This is a genomic window from Bradyrhizobium sp. UFLA05-153 (genome assembly GCF_054185185.1).
This window is the reverse complement of the sequence record NZ_JBBIAM010000022.1, coordinates 26,376-44,712: the sequence shown is the minus strand read 5'-3', so window position 1 is coordinate 44,712 and position 18,337 is coordinate 26,376. Positions and strand designations below refer to the sequence as shown.

Genomic DNA, 18,337 nt, shown 5'->3' with positions numbered 1-18,337 from the left:
GGTTTTCACACGGCGGATTGTGCCAGGGAGTGGATCTATGGCTGACAAAGCAAGTTTTACGAAGGACGAATGGGCCTTGCTCTTGAGAAGTCCAATGAATGCAGGGATCGCCATCACAGCGGCTGAACCGAGCGGCTTGTGGGGCCTGCTCAAGGAGTCGTTTGCGAGTGGCGCAGCGCTGAGCCAGGCGGCCACAGACCCCAGCGCCAACGCATTGGTCAAGGCGGTGGTTGCGGATTTCACGACCGGTGACGGCAGAAGCGTGGCTCGCGACGGATTGAAAGCCGAACTCGCGAACAGCAAGCCGGCGGAAGTCAAGACCAAAGCCATCGACTCGCTGCGGCAAGTCTCGACCATCCTCGCAGCCAAGGCGCCCGGTGATGCCGCGGCGTTCAAGGATTGGCTCCGCCAGATCAGCCAGAAAACGGCCGAGGCTGCATCTGAGGGTGGAGGCCTGTTTGGCGGCGGCGTCCTGGTCAGTGACGCCGAGAAGGCAACGCTTGGCGAAATCTCGGCCGCGCTCGGCGCCTGATCGGGGCCGACACCGAAGCATGCCTGCCTGCTGATGCGAAACGCCGGAGCGGTCACCCGCTCCGACGCTGCAACTGTGATGGAAGTCCTTACGCCGCGTTGAAGCCGGCGACCGCCTTCACCTCGAGGAAGTCCTCAAGACCATACTTGCCCCACTCGCGGCCGTTGCCGGACTGCTTGTAGCCACCGAACGGCGCGCTGCGATCGTTGGGCACGCCCTGGAGGTTGACGTTGCCGGCGCGGATCTGGCGAGCAACGCGCTTGGCGCTCTCCACCGTATCGGCCGAGACGTAGCCCGCCAGGCCATAGGGCGTGTCGTTGGCGATCTGCACGGCATCGGCTTCGTCCTTGGCGCCGATGATGGTGAGCACCGGTCCGAAAATCTCCTCCTTCGCGATCGTCATATCGCTGGTGACGTCGGCGAAGATGGTCGGACGAACGTAGAAGCCCTTGTTGACGCCCTCGGGCAGGCCCGGGCCGCCGGCGACAAGCGTTGCGCCCTCGTCGATGCCCTTCTTGATCAGCGCCTGGATCTTGTCCCACTGGCCGCGGTTGACGACGGGACCGATGGTGGTGCCTTCGCCGCGCGGATCACCCGCCTTCGTCTTGTCGGCGACCGCCTTCGCGATCGCGGCCACTTCCTTCATCTTGGACAGCGGCACGATCATGCGCGAGGGCGCGTTGCAGGATTGGCCGGAGTTGTTGAACATGTGCATCACGCCGCCGGTCACCGCCTTCGTGAGGTCGGCGCCTTCGAGGATCACGTTCGGCGACTTGCCGCCGAGCTCCTGGCTGACGCGCTTCACGGTGGGAGCTGCGCGCTTGGCCACATCGATGCCGGCGCGGGTCGAGCCGGTGAACGAGATCATGTCGATGTCCGGATGCTCGCTCATGGCGGCACCGACCTCGGGGCCGAGACCGTTGACGAGATTGAACACACCCTTCGGCACGCCGGCTTCATGGAGGATTTCCGCGAAGATCAGCGCCGAGGTCGGGGTGAACTCCGACGGCTTCAGGATCATGGTGCAGCCGGCGGCAAGCGCGGGCGCCACCTTGCAGGCGATCTGGTTGAGCGGCCAGTTCCAGGGCGTGATCATGCCGACCACGCCGACCGGCTCACGCAGCACCATGGCGGTGCCGACCGGCTCCTCGAAATGATAGTTCTTGAGCACGTCGAGCGTGGTCATGAGGTGACCGAGGCCGGCGCCGGCCTGGAGCTTCTCCGCCATCGGCAGCGGCGCGCCCATCTCGTCGGAAACCGCGGCGCCGATCTCCTTGAGACGGCCCTTGTAGATCTCGATGACCCTGGAGAGCAGCGCGACGCGCTCCTCGCGGCTGGTCTGGGAATAGGTGACAAAGGCGCGCTTGGCGGCGGCGACAGCCTTGTCAACATCGGCCTTGGAGCCGAGCGCAACCTCGTACATCGCCTCTTCAGTCGCAGGATTGACGACCGGAGTGGACTTCTTGACGGCCGGATCGACCCAGGCACCGTCGATGTAGAATTGCATACGATTGACCATTGTGGACCTCTTCTTGGGGAGCATTGGAGGGGGCGTTTCGGCGGCTATCCTTGCACGAAAGCCGGGGGAGTTGAACCCGCCCCCATGCTTGACCTGCGATGCGGCGGACGCGGTGGAATATGATCGCGTGCCGGGGAACTGGCAAGCACCCCCACGTCATTCCGGGGCGGCTCAAAGAGCCGAACCCGGAATCTCGAGATTCCGGGTTCGATGCTTCGCATCGCCGTGGCATGACGTCCCTAGTTACTCCGGAATGTCGACCTTGGTCGGTCAGACCGCCTCGGTTACTTCCATCACACCGCCATCTTCCGATGCAGCACCGGCGCGCCGGTGGTGAGGCTTTCGGCCGCATCGATGATGGCGTTGGCGTCCAGGCCGTGGTGGCGATAGAGGTCGGCGATGGTGCCGGTCTGGCCGAACTGCTCGACGCCGAGCGCCTCGACGCGGTGGCCGCGGACACTGCCGAGCCAGCCAAGCGTTGCCGGATGGCCGTCGATCACGGTCACGAGACCGCAATCGCGCGGCAGCGGCGCAAGCAGCTTTTCGATATGGCTCAAATGCTGCACGCCGCGGCGATCTCGCCGCAATTTCCGCGCGGCGGTCCAGCCTGCATGAAGGCGGTCGGCCGAGGTGATCGCAAGCAGGCCGACGTCGCGGCGGCTCTCGCCGATGAAGCCGGTTGCCTCGATCGCCTCCGGCGCCACCGCGCCGGTATAGGCGATCACGACTTCGGCATTGGGGCCCGGCTTGCGCAGCCAATAGGCGCCGTCGGTGATGCCCTGCTCAAGCTCCGGAGTCATGATCCGCTGCGCCTGTTCGATGGTGCGCGTCGACAGGCGCAAGTAGACCGAGCCACCCTCGCCTGCTTGGCGCTGCATGTGGTCAAAACCCCAGCCCATGATCACCGCAAGTTCGTCAACGAAGGCCGGCTCGAACGATGCGAGCCCGTCCTGGGCCATGCCGATCAAAGGCGTTGCGATCGACTGATGCGCCCCACCTTCGGGTGCGAGCGTGATGCCGGAGGGCGTCGCCGCCACCATGAAGCGGGCATCCTGATAGCAGGCGTAGTTCAGCGCATCGAGGCCGCGTTCGATGAAGGGATCGTAGAGCGTGCCGACCGGCAGCAGCCGCGCGCCATTGATGTGATGCGAGAGTCCCAGCGCCGACATCATGATAAACAGGTTCATCTCGGCGATGCCGAGCTCGAGATGTTGACCCTTGGGCGATGCATCCCAGTTGAAGGTGGATGGAATTTTCTCGCTGCGGAATAAATCCGCCTTCTCGGCGCGGGCAAACAGGCCGCGCCGGTTCACCCAGGGACCGAGATTGGTCGAGACGGTGACGTCGGGCGACGTCGTGACGATGCGCTTTGCAAGCTCGCTGTCGCTGCGCGCGATCTCGTTCAGCACAAGCCCAAAACCCTGCTGGGTCGACATCTGCGCCGACGGCTTGAAGGTGAGCTGCGAGGGCACCTCGACGACGGGCGCGGTCAGCCGGCGGCCGTCCTGATTGAAGGGCACGCGCGCGAGGAAGGCTTCGAGCCCGGCGGTATCCTGCGCCATGCCTTCGAACTTGTCCCACTCGTGGCCGGTGCGGATGTTCTGGCTCTCGCGAAACTTCTCCATCTGCGCGACCGTCATCAGGCCAGCATGATTGTCCTTGTGGCCCTGGAACGGCAGGCCGACGCCCTTGATGGTGTAGGCGATGAAGCAAACCGGGCGATCGTGATCGATCTTTTCAAACGCCTCCAGCATGCTCGCCATGTCGTGGCCGCCAAGGTTCGACATCAGCGCCAGCAACTCGTCATCGCTGCGCCGGTCGATCAGCTTGGTGATCGGCCCCTGGTCGCCGATCTCGTCATGCAGATGCTTGCGGAAGGCCGCGCCGCCCTGGAAGCACAGCGCCGCATAGAGTGCGTTCGGGCAGTTGTCGATCCATGCTTTAAGCGCTTCGCCGCCCGGCTCGGCAAAAGCCTCGCGCATCAGCCGGCCGTATTTCACGATCACCACGTCCCAGCCGAAATTGCGGAACATGGTCTCGAATTTTTCCCAGAGCCCCTCGCGCACGACGGCGTCGAGCGACTGCCTGTTGTAATCGACCACCCACCAGGTGTTGCGCAGGCCGTGCTTCCACCCCTCGGCCAACGCCTCGAAAATATTCCCCTCGTCCATCTCGGCGTCGCCGACGAGTGCGATCATCCGCCCTTCGCGGCGATCCTTCATCCAGCCATGCGACTTGACGTAGTCCTGCACCAGCGAAGAGAACAGCGTCTGCGCGACGCCGAGGCCGACGGAGCCGGTCGAGAAATCGACGTCGTCGATATCCTTGGTACGCGAGGGATAGGATTGCGCGCCCTTGAAGCCGCGGAAATTCTCCAGCTTCTCGCGGGTCTGGCGGCCGAACAGATACTGGATGGCGTGGAACACCGGGCTCGCATGCGGCTTCACCGCGACGCGATCCTCAGGTCTGAGCACGTGGAAATACAGCGCCGACATGATGGTCGCGAGTGAGGCGGACGAGGCCTGATGGCCGCCGACCTTCAGGCCATCCGCATTGGCGCGGATGTGATTGGCATGATGGATCGTCCAGGACGACAGCCACAGCACCTTGGTTGCGAGCGCGGACAATGTGTCGAGGCGGGCGGAATCGACGGGCATGGCAATGCTCCGGTAAATGATGGCCTATGATACGCCTGCGGGAGCCGGCAAAATTCTCAATTTTTCGCGCCACGCCCGTAAATATTGGGATACTTTACCAATAGATAGCCACTCCACACAGGTTCTATCCCAATGCCCGAGCTCGACGCCATCGACCGAAAGATCCTCGCCCTGCTCCAGACCGACAGCCGGCTGACCATGCAGGAGCTCGCCGACAAGGTCGGGCTGTCGGTCTCGCCCTGCCACCGCCGGGTCAAGCTTCTGGAGGAGCGCGGCGTCATCACGCGCTACATCGCGACCGTGGACCAGAAGGCGCTGGGGCTGCATGTCAGCGTCTTCATCTCGATCAAGCTGGCTCGGCAGAAGGAGGAGGATCTCAACCGCTTCGCACGAGCGATCTCGAAATGGGACGAGGTTTTGGAGTGCTATCTGATGACCGGCAACCGCGACTATCTCTTGCGCGTCGTCGCCGCCGACCTCTCGTCTTATGAAGCATTTCTGAAGAACAAGCTCACGCGCCTCGACGGCATCGCCTCGATCGAGTCGAGCTTTGCTCTAAGCCAGGTGAAATATTCGATCGCGCTGCCGGTGTAGGTGGGGTCACCGCGCTCAGCGCTGCAACTGCGTCAGCGTCGCGAGCATCTCTGCCCGGCCTGGCGAATCCCGATAGGCATCGACCAGTGCAATCGCCTCCTTCAGTTCAGCGTCCGCGGCACAGCCGTGCCCTGCCAGCCAAATCAAGGCCGGCAACGGCGCACTGCCGCCGAGACGCTCGAGCAATTCGGAGTAAAGACGCTTATCGTTCGGGTCAGGCCGGTACACCTGGGTAAACTGGCGGTGCAAATCGCTCAGCGCCGTCGTGCATAATGGCGCCGTCGCCTCGAGATCAAGCTCGCCGAGATACCGGACTAGCCTCCATCGTACGTCCTCGTCGTATTTGCTCGACAGGATTTCAACGGCCTCGTCGGTGCGCCGGTCGAGCTTGCGCGCGCCGGCAAGCGCTTGGTCCCGCAGAGCGTTGTCGTCGGTAAATCTCAGCCAGGCCTTGAGATGCGATCTTGGACCCAGCATCGAGAAACGCGCGGGCCGCTCGCGTAACGTCTGGCCCAACAGGTTGGGATCGCGCAACTTCGCCAGCCGGTAAAGCTCGTAGTTTGGGTCGCGATATCCCTTCGCCATGGTTTCCCAGGCCACGGCCTCCGCGTCGCACGAACATTCATAGCCTACCAGCCAGGTCATCGCATCAATCGCGTCCGACACCGACCGGGCGATATCCGAATACGGTCTGCTATCGGCGGTCTTGAGCACCAGCGGCGCAACGCGCCTGCGCAGCAGGCTGCGCGCCTTGTCGCAAAGGGCCGGCGTCGGATCGAGATCGAAAGAGCTGAGATCACCGATCGGAAAGTCGCCGCGGTCGAGCATCGTTTCCGCCTGCGCCTGCCGCTGATCGAGGCTTCGGATGCTGTGGACCACCTCCGACCGCTTGTAGCCGTCGGGCGTATAGAGAAACGGCGTCCAGTCCCAGATCGGCGCATTGGCCGGCACCCGCGCGAGATCCGCGTTGAATTTGGGCGAGCCGCACGGCCGCCCCCTTCTCCACCGTATTGCGCATCCGCGACAACGGCTCCATCAGCAAGCACACTGCCAGGATCGCGACGGGAAGCGCGCCGACGATGCGCGATATCCCGGACCGTCCTAGCAGGACCAGAAAACACCAGGTCACGGCAAGGGGTGGCACGACGACAAGAATGACGATTGGCCAGAGAAATGGCGACCGATCAGCGTGCCAGAGCAGATCCATTGCCGCCATCGCGACAAAGCCGGATACGGGTACGATCACGAGGGCCAAAACTTTCGTCAAGCGCGGGGCGTTGCCCTTCAGGCTCGCAATCGCAGTCATGATCGTCAGCAAGGACCAGAGCGCAACGACATGGATGGCGGCCAAGCCCCGACCGATCGGATCGCTGTGCAGATCCGCGACGCCGCCCAATACCAGGAGCCAGATCAGGCCGCTGACAAAGCCAAGCGCAATGCTGGCGGACACTTCGCCCCTTAACAGTTCGGTAGCCCGCATTGTTGCTCCACTCCGAGCCATTGGTCGCAGCTACCGTCGTGCAGGTTCGGTGCTCGTCGGGGCTTTGTGCTATCGCCACGGCTCCACGATGATCTTGGTATGCGTCTCGGGATTGGCGAGGTCGGCGAAGGCTTTCGCCACGCCGTCGATGCCTACCGTCGCCGTCACCATTGCCGCCGCGTCCACCTCCCCCTCCGCGATCAGGCGCAGCGAATAGGCGAACTCCTCCGGCGTGTAGCCGAGCACGTACTGGACGTTGAGCTCCTTCATGACGCCGAGCATCGGCTCGCTCTTGTCGCTCTCCATGCAGACGCCGACCACGACGATGCGGGCGTCGCGCGGGGCGCCCTCGAACACCTGCTGGAGCAGTCCGGGCACGCCGACGCATTCGAAGATGAGGGCAGGCTTCAGCGCCGGCAGCATGGCCTGAAGGGGCGGCCGCGCTGCTTTCTCAGCATCCGACATCTGGGCATGCTCGGCCCAGGTGGCATAGGGTTGCGACACCCAGGGATCGACGACGATGTCGGCGCCGAGTTTTGCCGCAAGCGCGCGCCGCGCCGGCGAATAATCCGCGGCGACGATCGGGTGCAGGCCCTTGATTTTCAGCGCCGCAATGACCGCAAGCCCAACCGGGCCGCAGCCAATCACCAGCGGCACCTCGCCGCCGCGCACGTTTGCTTTGGCGACGGCATGGACGCCAACCGCGAGCGGCTCGGTGAGAGCGGCGTGCTCCGCGGCGAGGCCGTTCGGCACTTCGAGCAGCAGCGGTTCGCTCAGCAGCATCGCTTCGGCATAGCCGCCGATATTGTCGTTGGAATAGCCGATGCCCTGGATGCCCGCCGGCGTCAGCAGCGCCGGCAGCGAGCAGACGCGCGTACCGGACTTCAGCTTGCGCTCGGTGCCCGGACCGTAATCGACGATCTCGCAGCAGAACTCATGGCCGAACACGACGTCGCGCGACAGGTCCATCGGCGCACGCCCGGCCTTCTTGGCCATCTCAACCATGCGATGGGCGTGCTGGCGCGCGTGCAGATCGGAACCGCAGATGCCGCAGGCGAGCGTCTTCACCAGTACCTGGCCAGGGCCCGGCTTCGGCTCCGGCATCTTGTCGACGACAATCTCACCGTTCCTGAAAATCGCAGCCCGCATCCGGCTCCTCCCATTCTTGTTGGAGCCGTTGATAGCACAGAGCCAGACCTGAGATATGGCGTCAGGCGTTCGGCGAACGCTCTTCCAGCACCAAAAGCTGGGCGCGGCGGACACGTTCACGATGGGCGATATAGAGGCCACTCGCGACGATGAACGCGGCGCCCGTGATGGTCCAGACGTCGGGCAGCTCACCGAAGATGAAGAAGCCCAAAATGCTGACCCACAGCAATTGCGTGTAGGAGAACGGCGCCAGCACCGAGGCATCGCCATAACGATAGGCGAGCACGATGATCCACTGCCCCACCGTGGAAGCAATGCCGATGAAGATGCCGAGCCCGATGGCAGTCCAGCTCGGCGTGACCCAGACGAACGGCACCATCGCGGTGAGGATGGCAACGCCGGTCAGCGCGGAATAGGCCATCGTGGTGAGGACGGCTTCCCGCCCGCTGATCATGCGCGTCAGGATCAGCGCAGCAGCCCAGCAGAACGCGGAGACGATCGGGAAGAACGCCGCAACGTGAAACGCGTTCGAGCCCGGCCGCAGGATGATCGTAACGCCGACGAGGCCCAGCGCGGTTGCGAGCCAGCGGCGCAGGCCGACCTTCTCGCTCAGGAAGATAATCGACAGCGCGGTGACGAACAGCGGCGAGACGAAGCCGGTGGCGGAGGCCTCCGCGATGGGGAGAAAGCGCAAGCCGGTGATGAAGAACAGCGAGGAGCCGAGCAGTGCGGCGCCGCGCATCAACTGAAGGCCGAGCCGCTCGGTACGCATCGCATAGAGCGGCGAGGCCGGCAGCATCACCGGCGTGAACATCAGCGCAAAGGTCAGGAATCGGATCCAGGTGATCTCGATCGACGGCAGGCTCGTCGAAAGGTATTTCGCGGTGACGTCGGAGCAGCCGAGGAACACTGTCGACAACAGGACCAGCGCAATGCCTTTGAAGGGATGGTCGACACGCGCAGGTGCGCGGCGTGCGGCCTGCTTCTTCGCTGGCATAGGCACGGAAATACTGTCGAGCCTTGCGGCTGCGGCGGGCGGCGGTGTCACGGCTGGAACTCGGGAAAATGCGAATCGTAAGAGCCTATAAAAACGACAATTGCGACGCGTTCACAACGCCCGAAAACAGGAAGCCGATATGCGCTGATGGGCACGCATGTGAACGCTCCGTTAATAAAATGCGCTTTTTTTTTGCACTACAGCATCGGCAGGCTGCGCGGCTTGCTCCCGCGCGGAAACGCCGCGTCCAGCGCGGCGATGTCATCCCTGGTCAACACGAGATCGCCGCTTGCCGCGTTTTCGCCAGCATGCTCGGCGGACGACGCCTTCGGGATCGCGAACACCGTAGTTGCACGGGCGAGGAAGCTGAGCGCAACCTGACGCGGCGTCGCGCCGTGCGCCTTTGCGATGCGCGCGAGCACCGCGCCGCCCTTGCTCGTCGCTGCCGGAAAATCGTCATGGCCGAACGGCGAATAGGCCACCACCGCGACACCGAGCCGCTCGCACCACGGGATCACTGCATGCTCGATCGCGCGCTCCTTGAGATGGTACAGCACCTGATTGCAGGCAATCTTGCCTTCGCCGGCGACGTCGAGGATGTCGTCGAGGTCGTCGGCATCGAAGTTGGAGACGCCCCAGGATTTAATCTTGCCGGCCTTCACCAGCTCCTCGAACGCGGCAACGGTGTCCTCCAGGGCATAGGAGCCGCGCCAGTGCAGCAAATAGCAGTCGAGCCGGTCCGTCTTCAGCCGCTTGAGCGAGCGCTCGCAGGCGGTGATGGTGCCGCGGCGCGAAGCATTGCTCGGCAGCACCTTTGAGACCAGGAACACCTCGTCGCGGCGGCTGGCAATCGCATCCGCAATGACGAGCTCCGCATCGCCATACATCTCGGCGGTGTCGATATGCGTCATCCCGAGATCAAGCCCGCGCTGAAGCGCCGCAATCGCGCGCTTGCGGTCGCCGTGGTCGAGATACCAGGTGCCCTGCCCGATCACGGAAACATTGGCGCCGGTGCGGCCGAAGGGCTTTTTGTTCATGTTTGCTCCGATGTCTATTCTCCCTCTCCCGCACGCGGGGAGAGGCGAACGGGCGCCGCTCGCATTCGTCACATAACAATTATCGAGCGCTAAGAGTTCACTTATATCCGCGACCAGCACGCTGCCAGTGGCCGCAGCGCGCTTCGACGACACTGACCCGGGTATGGGTCCAGCCCTTCATCGGGACGACGCGGGGAGAAATCGCTTATCACGTCTCCACAAAGCCCGTCATTGCGAGCGCAGCGAAGCAATCCAGACTTTCGCCGCGGAGGGATTCTGGATTGCTTCGCTACGCTCGCAATGACGTTGGGACTACGAACTCTTCAACGGCCTTCACCGGTCGCGTAGCACCCGCAGAGCGTTCAGGATCACGACGACGTCGATCACCTCCTGCAAGATCGCGCCCTCGACCGGCGTCAGGTAGCCGAAGGCGGCGGCGATCATGCCGAGCGTCGACAGGCCGATGCCGGCAATGACGCTTTGAAGCGCGATGAAGCGTGCGCGGCGCGCGATCTCGATCGCGGGCACGATGCGGTCGAGCGTGTCGACCAGCAGCACGGCGTCGGCTGCTTCCGCCGACGCGGCAGCACCCGTCGCACCCATGGCGACGCCGACATCGGCAGCCGCAAGCGCGGGGGCGTCGTTAACACCGTCGCCCACCATCATCACTGGACCCGCCTTGCGCTCGGAGAGCACCACCATGACCTTCTGGTCCGGCGTCAGCTCGGCGCGAACCGCATCGAGGCCGAGACCGGCCGTGACGGCCTCGGCCACGTCGCGGCGGTCGCCAGTCGCGAGCACGATGCGCTCGATGCCAAGGCGCCGCACCTTGGCAAGCAGCCCTTCGATGCCGGCCCGCAACTCGTCGGCGAGCACGATCCGGCCGGCAAGCCGGCCGTCAAGCGCGAGCCAAACGGCGACGGCGCCCGGCGCGGTCAGCGCGGGCTCAGTCGCGCCCTGGCTCGGATCGGGCAGTTGCGATCGCACATAGCGGCGACCGCCGACGGCGACGAAGCGCCCCTGCACGCGTCCCTTGACGCCTTCGCCGGGCGTCTCCGCGACATCGGCCGGAATCGACAGGGCAAGCTTGCGGCGTCGCGCCTCGGCGACCAGCGCCTGCGCGATGACATGCCTGGAGGCCTGATCGAGCGATGCGGCGATCCGGAGCACGTCGTCCTCGCCAAATCCTTCCGCGGCGTGGACCGCAACCACCCTAGCCCTGCCGTCGGTGAGCGTGCCGGTCTTGTCGACCACGAGCGAACAAATGCGCGCCATGGTCTCTAGCGCCTTGCCGCCCTTGATCAGGATACCGTGATGCGCCGCGCGCGACAGGCCGGCGACGATGGCAACCGGCACAGCGAGAATCAGCGGGCATGGCGTCGCCACAACCAGCACCGCCACCATGCGGATCGGATCGCGCGTCCAGGCCCAGGCCGCGCCCGCGATCGCGAGCGTTGCGACCAAGAACACGATCGCATAGCGATCGGCGAGCCGAGCCATCGGCGCCCTGGCGCGCTGCGCGGCCTCGACCAGGCGGACGATACCCGCATAAGTGCTTTGCGCCGCCGGACGCGTGGCGATGATATCGAAGGCTTCGCCGGCATTGGTGGCTCCGCTCATCAGGGCGTCGCCGTCCCTACACTGTACCGGCAGCGATTCCCCCGTCAGCGCAGACTGGTCGAGCACGGCGAGCGGGCTTGCGAGCGTACCGTCGGCCGGCACGATCTCGCCCTGGCGGATCAGCAGGCGGTCGCCCGTCGCGACGAGCTCGACGTCGATCTCCTCGAGCCGATGGTCGCAATGACGCATCGCCTTGCGCGGGGCTCGGGCGAGCAGCGCCGTCATCTCGCGCCGCGCATGGCCCTCGGCAAAGTCCTCGAGGTATTGCCCGCCGGCATACATCAGCGCGACCACGGCGGCCGCAAGCTCCTCGCCGACCACCAGTGCCGACGTCATCGAAAGCGCAGCCACGATATCGAGCCCGACATCGCCGCGCCTCAGGCTCCGCACGATCTCGACCAGGAGTGCAAGCAATACCGGCAGCGTCGCGATCGCCCAGACCAGATCCGCCCACGCCGAAAAGCCGGATGCGCGCAGCACGAAACCGAACACGAGCCCGGCGGCGGGAAAGCCGATCAGAAAGGGCCGAATGGGAACGTCGGACACGGACACGAAAAACGCCGGGCGGGTTGCGCGGGCGGCGAGGATGACAGTGAGTGCGCTGCGGAGCGATGATTTAGATCAAGCTGGTAGATGCTGGAAGGCCGTCGCGACTATCCCCCCTGTCGCCCGGCTTGACCGGGGCGTCCAGTACGCCGCGGCCTATCGATTTATCCCGGACGTCACGGGGTCAAGCCGGGCGATGACGCCGGAGAGTTGTGGCGCTAACCCGCAGCGCCGGCGAACTTTGCCTCCTTCGCAGCCCCACCCGTCTCGGCAATCAGCCGCTTCAGCTCGGGAATGCAGGAGCCGCAATTGGTGCCGGCCTTGAGTTTTGCGCCGATCTCGGCCGCGCTGCGCGCGCCGGCGGCGATGGTGTCGCAGATGGTAGAGCGCCCGACGCCGAAACAGGCGCAGACCACGGGACCGGTCGAGGCGACGCCTTCGGTCGACTTGCCGGACAGCAACAGGCGGCGCTGCTCGTCGCTGACGCGGTCTGCCGCGAACAGGCTCTTCACCACCTCCCAGTCGCCGGCATCATGGGCAGGCCCGATGAACAGGCAGGTCTCGATGCGATCGCCGACGAAGGATGCGGCGCGATAGACGCCGCCGCCGAAATCGCGGTACTCCGCGATATCCTCACCCGCGATCCCCTGGAGCCAGGCCGGCCAGCGCGACAGATCCGCGTTGTCGGCAAAAAGATAACCATAGCCGCCACCGATCGCGGCACGCGCCCACCACAGATGCTGCGGCAGCGCGAGCTGCTTGCGCGAGAGCGCGAAGCCGCGGAAAACGTACTCGTACGGCGCGATCGCGGCCGGAGTTGCCTTGGTTTCCGGCTGCCCCGAGAACGGATCGTTGAACGACTGCACCAGCGCGCCGATGCGGCCATGCGAGGTATTCATCGCGCTCCAGTGAATCGGCACGAACAGCGTGCCGCGCTGCTGGCGCTCGCTGACGACGGCTTTCAGGATGCACTGGCCGTAGTCGGTGGTGACGCGGGCAAAGCTGTCGTCGACGACGCCGTATTTGCCGGCGTCATCCGGATGGATCTCGACGAACGGCTCTGGCAGATGTGCCCCGAGCCGCTGGCTGAGGCCGGTGCGGGTCATGGTGTGCCACTGGTCGCGGATGCGTCCCGTGTTGAGCCGCAGCGGACGCGCCGAATTGGTCTCGCTGCGCAGCGCCGGCACCTCCGGCGCGACGAAACGGCCCTTGCCGTCATTGGTGAAGAAGCCGCCGCCCGCAAAGAAGCGCGCGCCAGGTCCCTCTTGTCCCTCGCGCGCCGGCCATTGCAGCGGCACCAGCGCATCATAGGCCTCGTCGGAGACCGATTGCAGCGCGCCGATGTCGAAGTCGCGGCTGCCATCGTTCTCGAACGCCGAGAGCGCGGCGTGCTCGCGGAAGATCTCGGCGGCAGATTTGTAGTTGAAGCCTTCGCCGAAGCCGAGCCGCTTTGCGACCTCGCTCAGAATCCACCAGTCCGGCCGCGCCTCGCCTGGCGCCGGCAGGAACGAGCGCTGCCGGGAGATGCGGCGCTCGGAATTGGTCACCGTGCCCGACTTCTCGCCCCATGCGAGCGCAGGCAAAAGCACATGCGGCCCTGCCTCGACCGTGTCGTTGGAGAGTACGTTCTCCGAGACCACGAACAGCTCGAGCTTCTTCAGCGCCTCGCGTACGAGATCGGCATCCGGCAGCGACACCGCAGGATTGGTGCCCATCACCCACAACGCCTTGACCTCGCCGCGGTTGATCGCCTCGAACAGCTGCACCGCCTTGAGCCCCTCATGGGTTGCGATGCGCGGCGCCTTCCAGAACCGGCGGACGCGATCGACCTCGGGCGGCGTAAACATCATGTGCGCGGCGAGCTGGTTGGCGAGCCCGCCGACCTCGCGCCCGCCCATCGCATTGGGCTGTCCCGTGAGCGAGAACGGCGAGGCCCCCGGCTTGCCGATGCGGCCAGTGGCGAGATGGCAGTTGAGGATGGCGTTGACTTTGTCGGTGCCCTGCGCCGACTGGTTGACGCCCTGCGAGTACAGCGTGACGACGCGCTCCGTCTCGCGGAACATCGCAAAGAATGCCGCGACGTCCTGCTCCGACAGACCGGTCGCGAGCGCCGTCGCCGAGACGCTGCCGGCGATGCTGCGGGCACGCGCGAGCGCATCGTCGAAGCCCGAGGTGTTGTTCGCGATGTAGTCCTTGTCGAGAGCGCCACTGTCCGCGAGATGGACGAACAGGCCGGAGAACAGCGCGGTGTCGGTGCCTGGCTTCACGCCAAGGAACAGGTCTATGTCGCTCGCAGTATCGGTGCGGCGCGGATCGATGACGATGATGCGGGCGCCGCGCTCCTCCTTGTTCCTGCGCATGCGCTGGAACAGGATCGGATGGCACCAGGCCGCATTGGAGCCGGCCAGCACGAGCAGGTCGGCCTGGTCGAGATCCTCGTAGCAGCCGGGGACGGTGTCGGCGCCGAAGGCGCGGCGATGGCCGGCGACCGATGACGACATGCAGAGTCGCGAATTGGTGTCGACATTCGCCGTGCCGACAAAACCCTTCATCAGCTTGTTGGCGACGTAGTAGTCCTCGGTCAGCAACTGGCCGGAAAGATAGAAAGCGACCGCATCCGCGCCGTCGCGCGCCACGATATGCTGCATGCGATGGGCGACATGGTCGAGCGCATCGCTCCAGGCAACACGTTCCAGGACACCTTTGCAGCGGATCATCGGATAGAGCAGACGACCTTCGAGTCCGACGGTCTCGCCGAGCGCCGAACCCTTGGAGCAGAGCCGGCCGAAATTGGCAGGATGCTCGGGGTCGCCGGCGATCGCAGCGCCACCGTCGCCGTCGGGCGTTGCCAGCACGCCGCAGCCGACGCCGCAATAGGGGCACGTCGTTCGGGTAGTGCGGAGCGTCGGATCGATCGCAGTCATTCAGGCGGCATCCATCAAGCAGCTTTGGGCGGAAGCGCGAGCGCGCGGCCGAACATCATGTCGGTGCGGATCGCGGCGACCGCCTCGCGATTGCGGATCAGCTCGAGATACCAGAGCGCGTCCACTGTATCGCCGATCAGCACGGCGCCGGTGAGCCTGCCGTCGGCGATGACCAGCTTCTTGTAGGTGCCGCGCCTGCGATCGGAGAGCACGAGGCTCTCGCTGCCCTCGCCGCCGACGAAATCGCCCGCCGAGAACACGCTGACGCCCGACACCTTCAGATTGGTCGAGACCACGCTGCCCTGATAGGCGGCACTCTTCCCGGCAAGATGCCGCGCCAGCACGCGCGCCTGCTCATAGGCCGGCTCGACGAGCCCGTAAGCGGTGCCGCGATGCTCGGCGCATTCACCGAGCGCGAAGATGTCGGACTCGCTGGTCTGGAGACAATCGTTCACCACGATGCCACGATTGACGGCAAGCCCGGCCTCCTTCGCGATTGCGACGTTCGGCCGGATCCCAGCCGCAAAGATCACGGCATCGGCCTCGATGCGACTGCCGTCGGCAAGCTCGATCGCCTCGACGTGGCCGTCGCCATGAATGCATTTGGTGCTCGCGTTCAGAACGACATGGATGCCCTTGCGCTCGACCAGCGTCTTGAGCAACTCGGCCGCCGGTAGATCGAGCTGGCGCTCCATCAGGCGGTCCATGAGATGCAGCAGCGTCACCGGCGCGCCGGCCTTCGCAAGGCCGTAGGCCGCCTCGAGTCCCAAGAGGCCGCCGCCGACCACGACGACGCGCTTCTTGGCGGCCGCGAGTGTCAGGAGCAGATCGACATCGCGGCTGTCGCGGAAGGTGTGAACGCCTGTGAGGTCGGCGCCCGGCACGTTCAGCCGCAGCGGCGTCGAGCCGGTGGCGAGGACGAGCTTTGAATATTCCATGCTCTCCTCGCCCGCGATCTTCAGCTCGCGGCGGCCGACATCGATCTCGGTGACGCGATAGCCGTAGCGCACGGTGACGCCACGCTGGCGCCACCAGTCGGCCGGCCTGAGCTCGATCTCGTGCGAGCCGGTCTCGCCCGCAAGCACGGACGAGAGCAGCACGCGGTTGTAAGCGAGCCGAGGCTCTTCGCCGATCACAGCGACTGCGTAACGGCCGAGCGCGGTCTTGGCGAGTTCATCGACCAGACGCGCGGCGGCCATACCGTTACCGACGATGACGAGCGGCTCACTCACTTTGCTCTCCTATTCTGCGGCCTGCGGCCGCGCGCCATAGGCCTCGGAAATCATGAAATTCGACAGCAGCCCGTAGGCTGCGGTCCACGCCGCTGCGACGTCGGGCGTCCAGGCATCGCCGAGACCCTTCTCCAGCGTCCACAACAGGGTCGAGCCGACGACGGGATAGTGTTCGGGCTTGGCGCCGTAAGCGACGTGACGTTGCGCAAGCGCTGACGCCGCCGGCAGGATCGAATCGAGATTGGTCAGACCGTTCACGACGACGGCTAGCGTCGCCATCAGCTTCTTGCGCTGCTCGGTCATGTCAGCAGGAAACATCGTCTTCACCGATGGTGCGACCTCGAACAGGCGATCGTAGAACAACACCGCGGCCGTTTCCGAAATCGGCGCGACCTTGGCGAAGCTCTGCTGGACGAGGTTGATCTGTTCGGGCGTCATAGTTGGTCTCCTTGCTGGTTTGAAGTCTGCCTTTGTCCGCGCCATTGCGGATAAGGTTCATGGGTCAAACTCTCCGGCAAAACTTCTCCCCGCGTACGGGGAGAAGCGAGATTCGTACCAAGTCTCTATTGTTGGAGCATGATCTTCGCGGAAAACCGCTGCACACTTTTCCGGATCATGCTCTAGACCCGTGCTTCGGCAAGGCTCGGCGCACCTTCGGCCTGCGGGCCGCGACGCAGGTAGAACCACCAGGTCAGCCCGAGGCAGGAGGCGTAGAAGCCAAGGTAGATCGCGAGCGCGAGCTGCGGCCCACCAGTCAGCGCGATCGACTTGCCAAAACCGGTCGGGATCAGATAGCCGCCAACGGCGCCGATCGCGCCGATGAAGCCAACCGCCGCGCCGCTCTCGATGCTCGCCGTCTTCAGCGCCAGCGCGCGCGCTGCATCGCCCTTGCCGCGCACCTTGAACAGATTTTCCTCACGGAAGATCGAGGGGATCATCCGGTAGGTCGAGCCGTTGCCGATGCCCGTCGTGACGAACAGGATCAGGAACATCGCCAGGAAGCCGATGAAGTCCTTCTGGCCAACGAAATAGAGGACGCCGATCGTGGCGGCCGCCATCGCGATGAAGTTCCAGAAGGTGATGATGGAGCCGCCGACCTTGTCGGCAAGCCAGCCGCCGAGCGGCCGCGACAGCGAGCCGACCAGCGGACCCAGGAAGGCGATCGCGATCGTGATGTGCGGGAACTGGGTCTTGATCAGCAGCGGAAAGGCCGCCGAGTAGCCGATGAAGGAGCCGAAGGTCCCGATATAGAGGTAGGCCATGATCCAGGTGTGCTTGCGCTTGACGATCGCGAGTTGGTTCTTCACCGACGACTTGGCCGAGGTCAGGTTGTTCATGAAGAACACGGCGCCGAACACGGCGATCGCGATCGGCAGCACCCACATCAGCCCGGCGTTCTGCAGGAAGATGCCGTCGACGGGCGTCGCCTGGAACAGGTTGATGACACCGAGCGTCATCAGGATGGGCGTCAGGAGCTGCACGCTGGAGACGCCGATATTGCCGCCGGCGGCGTTGAGACCGAGCGCCGATCCCTTCATCCGATCAGGGAAGAAGAAGGAGATATTGGTCATGCTGGAGGCGAAATTGCCGCCACCGAGACCCGCGGTCGACGCAACGAGCAGCATCAGCCAGAACGGCGTGTCGGGCTGGCTCACGAAATAGGCAAGCGACAGCGTCGGGATGAAAAGGATCGCCGCGCTGAAGATGGTCCAGTTGCGGCCGCCAAAGGTCGTGACCGCGAAGGTGTAGGGGAAGCGCATCAAGGCGCCGATCAGGCCCGGTACGGCGACAAGCTGGAACAGCTGGTCGGTCGTGTAGTGGAAGCCGGCCTGCGGCAGCTTGGTGGTGACGATGCTCCAGATCAGCCAGACCGAGAAGCCGATATGCTCGGCCACGATCGACCAGATCAGGTTGCGTCGCGCGATAGTCTTGCCAGTCGCATTCCAGAACGCCTCGTCCTCGGGGCGCCAGTCTGAAATCCACGTCGGATTTCGCGTCGGATTCGTCGTCATTGATAATCCCTCTTGGTCTCACCGCTGCGTCGTTGCAG

14 protein-coding genes are annotated in these 18,337 nt (G+C 64.7%); 2 read left to right on the top strand and 12 right to left on the bottom strand.

Annotation, left to right across the window (positions count from 1 at the left end; all coding sequences use genetic code 11):
- Window positions 1–37: 37 nt before the first annotated feature.
- Window positions 38–532: a hypothetical protein gene (locus tag Q2941_RS15665; protein WP_254107058.1), complete on the top strand. Its 495-nt coding sequence runs from the start codon at window positions 38–40 to the stop codon at window positions 530–532.
- A gap of 88 nt (window positions 533–620) precedes the next feature.
- Here Q2941_RS15665 and Q2941_RS15660 read toward each other — a convergent pair whose 3' ends face one another.
- Together Q2941_RS15660 and Q2941_RS15655 are read right to left on the bottom strand one after the other, a co-directional pair.
- Window positions 621–2,051 (bottom strand): aldehyde dehydrogenase family protein, encoded by a 1,431-nt coding sequence (locus Q2941_RS15660; protein WP_254107059.1) that lies wholly within the window; start codon window positions 2,049–2,051, stop codon window positions 621–623.
- Between the two features lie 293 nt (window positions 2,052–2,344).
- A complete protein-coding gene (locus Q2941_RS15655; protein WP_254107060.1) occupies window positions 2,345–4,708 on the bottom strand; it encodes a transketolase in 2,364 nt (787 codons plus the stop codon).
- A 132-nt stretch (window positions 4,709–4,840) separates the two neighbouring features.
- Here Q2941_RS15655 and Q2941_RS15650 point away from each other — a divergent pair, with 132 nt between their 5' ends.
- The gene (locus Q2941_RS15650) at window positions 4,841–5,302 is read left to right on the top strand and encodes an Lrp/AsnC family transcriptional regulator (protein WP_027525536.1); all 462 of its coding nucleotides are present in this window, start codon (window positions 4,841–4,843) and stop codon (window positions 5,300–5,302) included.
- Between the two features lie 15 nt (window positions 5,303–5,317).
- Here the strand turns inward: Q2941_RS15650 and Q2941_RS15645 are convergent, their stop codons facing one another.
- The 10 genes from Q2941_RS15645 to Q2941_RS15600 form a co-directional block, all read right to left on the bottom strand.
- Window positions 5,318–6,130 (bottom strand): hypothetical protein, encoded by an 813-nt coding sequence (locus tag Q2941_RS15645; RefSeq protein WP_458193030.1) that lies wholly within the window; start codon window positions 6,128–6,130, stop codon window positions 5,318–5,320.
- On the bottom strand, window positions 6,099–6,698 hold the full coding sequence (locus Q2941_RS15640; RefSeq protein WP_458193029.1) for a hypothetical protein: 600 nt from the start codon (window positions 6,696–6,698) through the stop codon (window positions 6,099–6,101). Before Q2941_RS15640 ends, Q2941_RS15645 begins: the two co-directional genes overlap by 32 nt.
- A 153-nt stretch (window positions 6,699–6,851) precedes the next feature.
- Complete coding sequence (locus Q2941_RS15635; protein WP_458193028.1) at window positions 6,852–7,931, bottom strand: zinc-binding dehydrogenase; 1,080 nt, start codon at window positions 7,929–7,931, stop codon at window positions 6,852–6,854.
- A 61-nt stretch (window positions 7,932–7,992) separates the two neighbouring features.
- Entirely contained in the window at window positions 7,993–8,934 is a 942-nt protein-coding gene (locus Q2941_RS15630; protein ID WP_027525539.1) for a DMT family transporter, read from the bottom strand.
- Between the two features lie 191 nt (window positions 8,935–9,125).
- Window positions 9,126–9,965, bottom strand: coding sequence for an aldo/keto reductase (locus Q2941_RS15625; RefSeq protein ID WP_458193027.1), 840 nt, complete (start codon window positions 9,963–9,965; stop codon window positions 9,126–9,128).
- 333 nt (window positions 9,966–10,298) lie between these two features.
- Window positions 10,299–12,137 carry a heavy metal translocating P-type ATPase gene (locus Q2941_RS15620; protein WP_458193026.1) on the bottom strand — a complete coding sequence of 613 codons (1,839 nt, stop codon included), beginning with the start codon at window positions 12,135–12,137 and terminating at the stop codon, window positions 10,299–10,301.
- A 212-nt stretch (window positions 12,138–12,349) separates the two neighbouring features.
- Complete coding sequence (locus Q2941_RS15615; protein WP_458193025.1) at window positions 12,350–15,055, bottom strand: nitrate reductase; 2,706 nt, start codon at window positions 15,053–15,055, stop codon at window positions 12,350–12,352.
- A 14-nt stretch (window positions 15,056–15,069) separates the two neighbouring features.
- Window positions 15,070–16,287, bottom strand: coding sequence for an NAD(P)/FAD-dependent oxidoreductase (locus Q2941_RS15610; protein ID WP_458193024.1), 1,218 nt, complete (start codon window positions 16,285–16,287; stop codon window positions 15,070–15,072).
- Between the two features lie 9 nt (window positions 16,288–16,296).
- Window positions 16,297–16,725, bottom strand: coding sequence for a globin family protein (locus tag Q2941_RS15605; RefSeq protein WP_458193023.1), 429 nt, complete (start codon window positions 16,723–16,725; stop codon window positions 16,297–16,299).
- A gap of 182 nt (window positions 16,726–16,907) precedes the next feature.
- Entirely contained in the window at window positions 16,908–18,299 is a 1,392-nt protein-coding gene (locus Q2941_RS15600) for an MFS transporter (protein WP_027525544.1), read from the bottom strand.
- Between the last annotated feature and the right edge of the window lie 38 nt (window positions 18,300–18,337).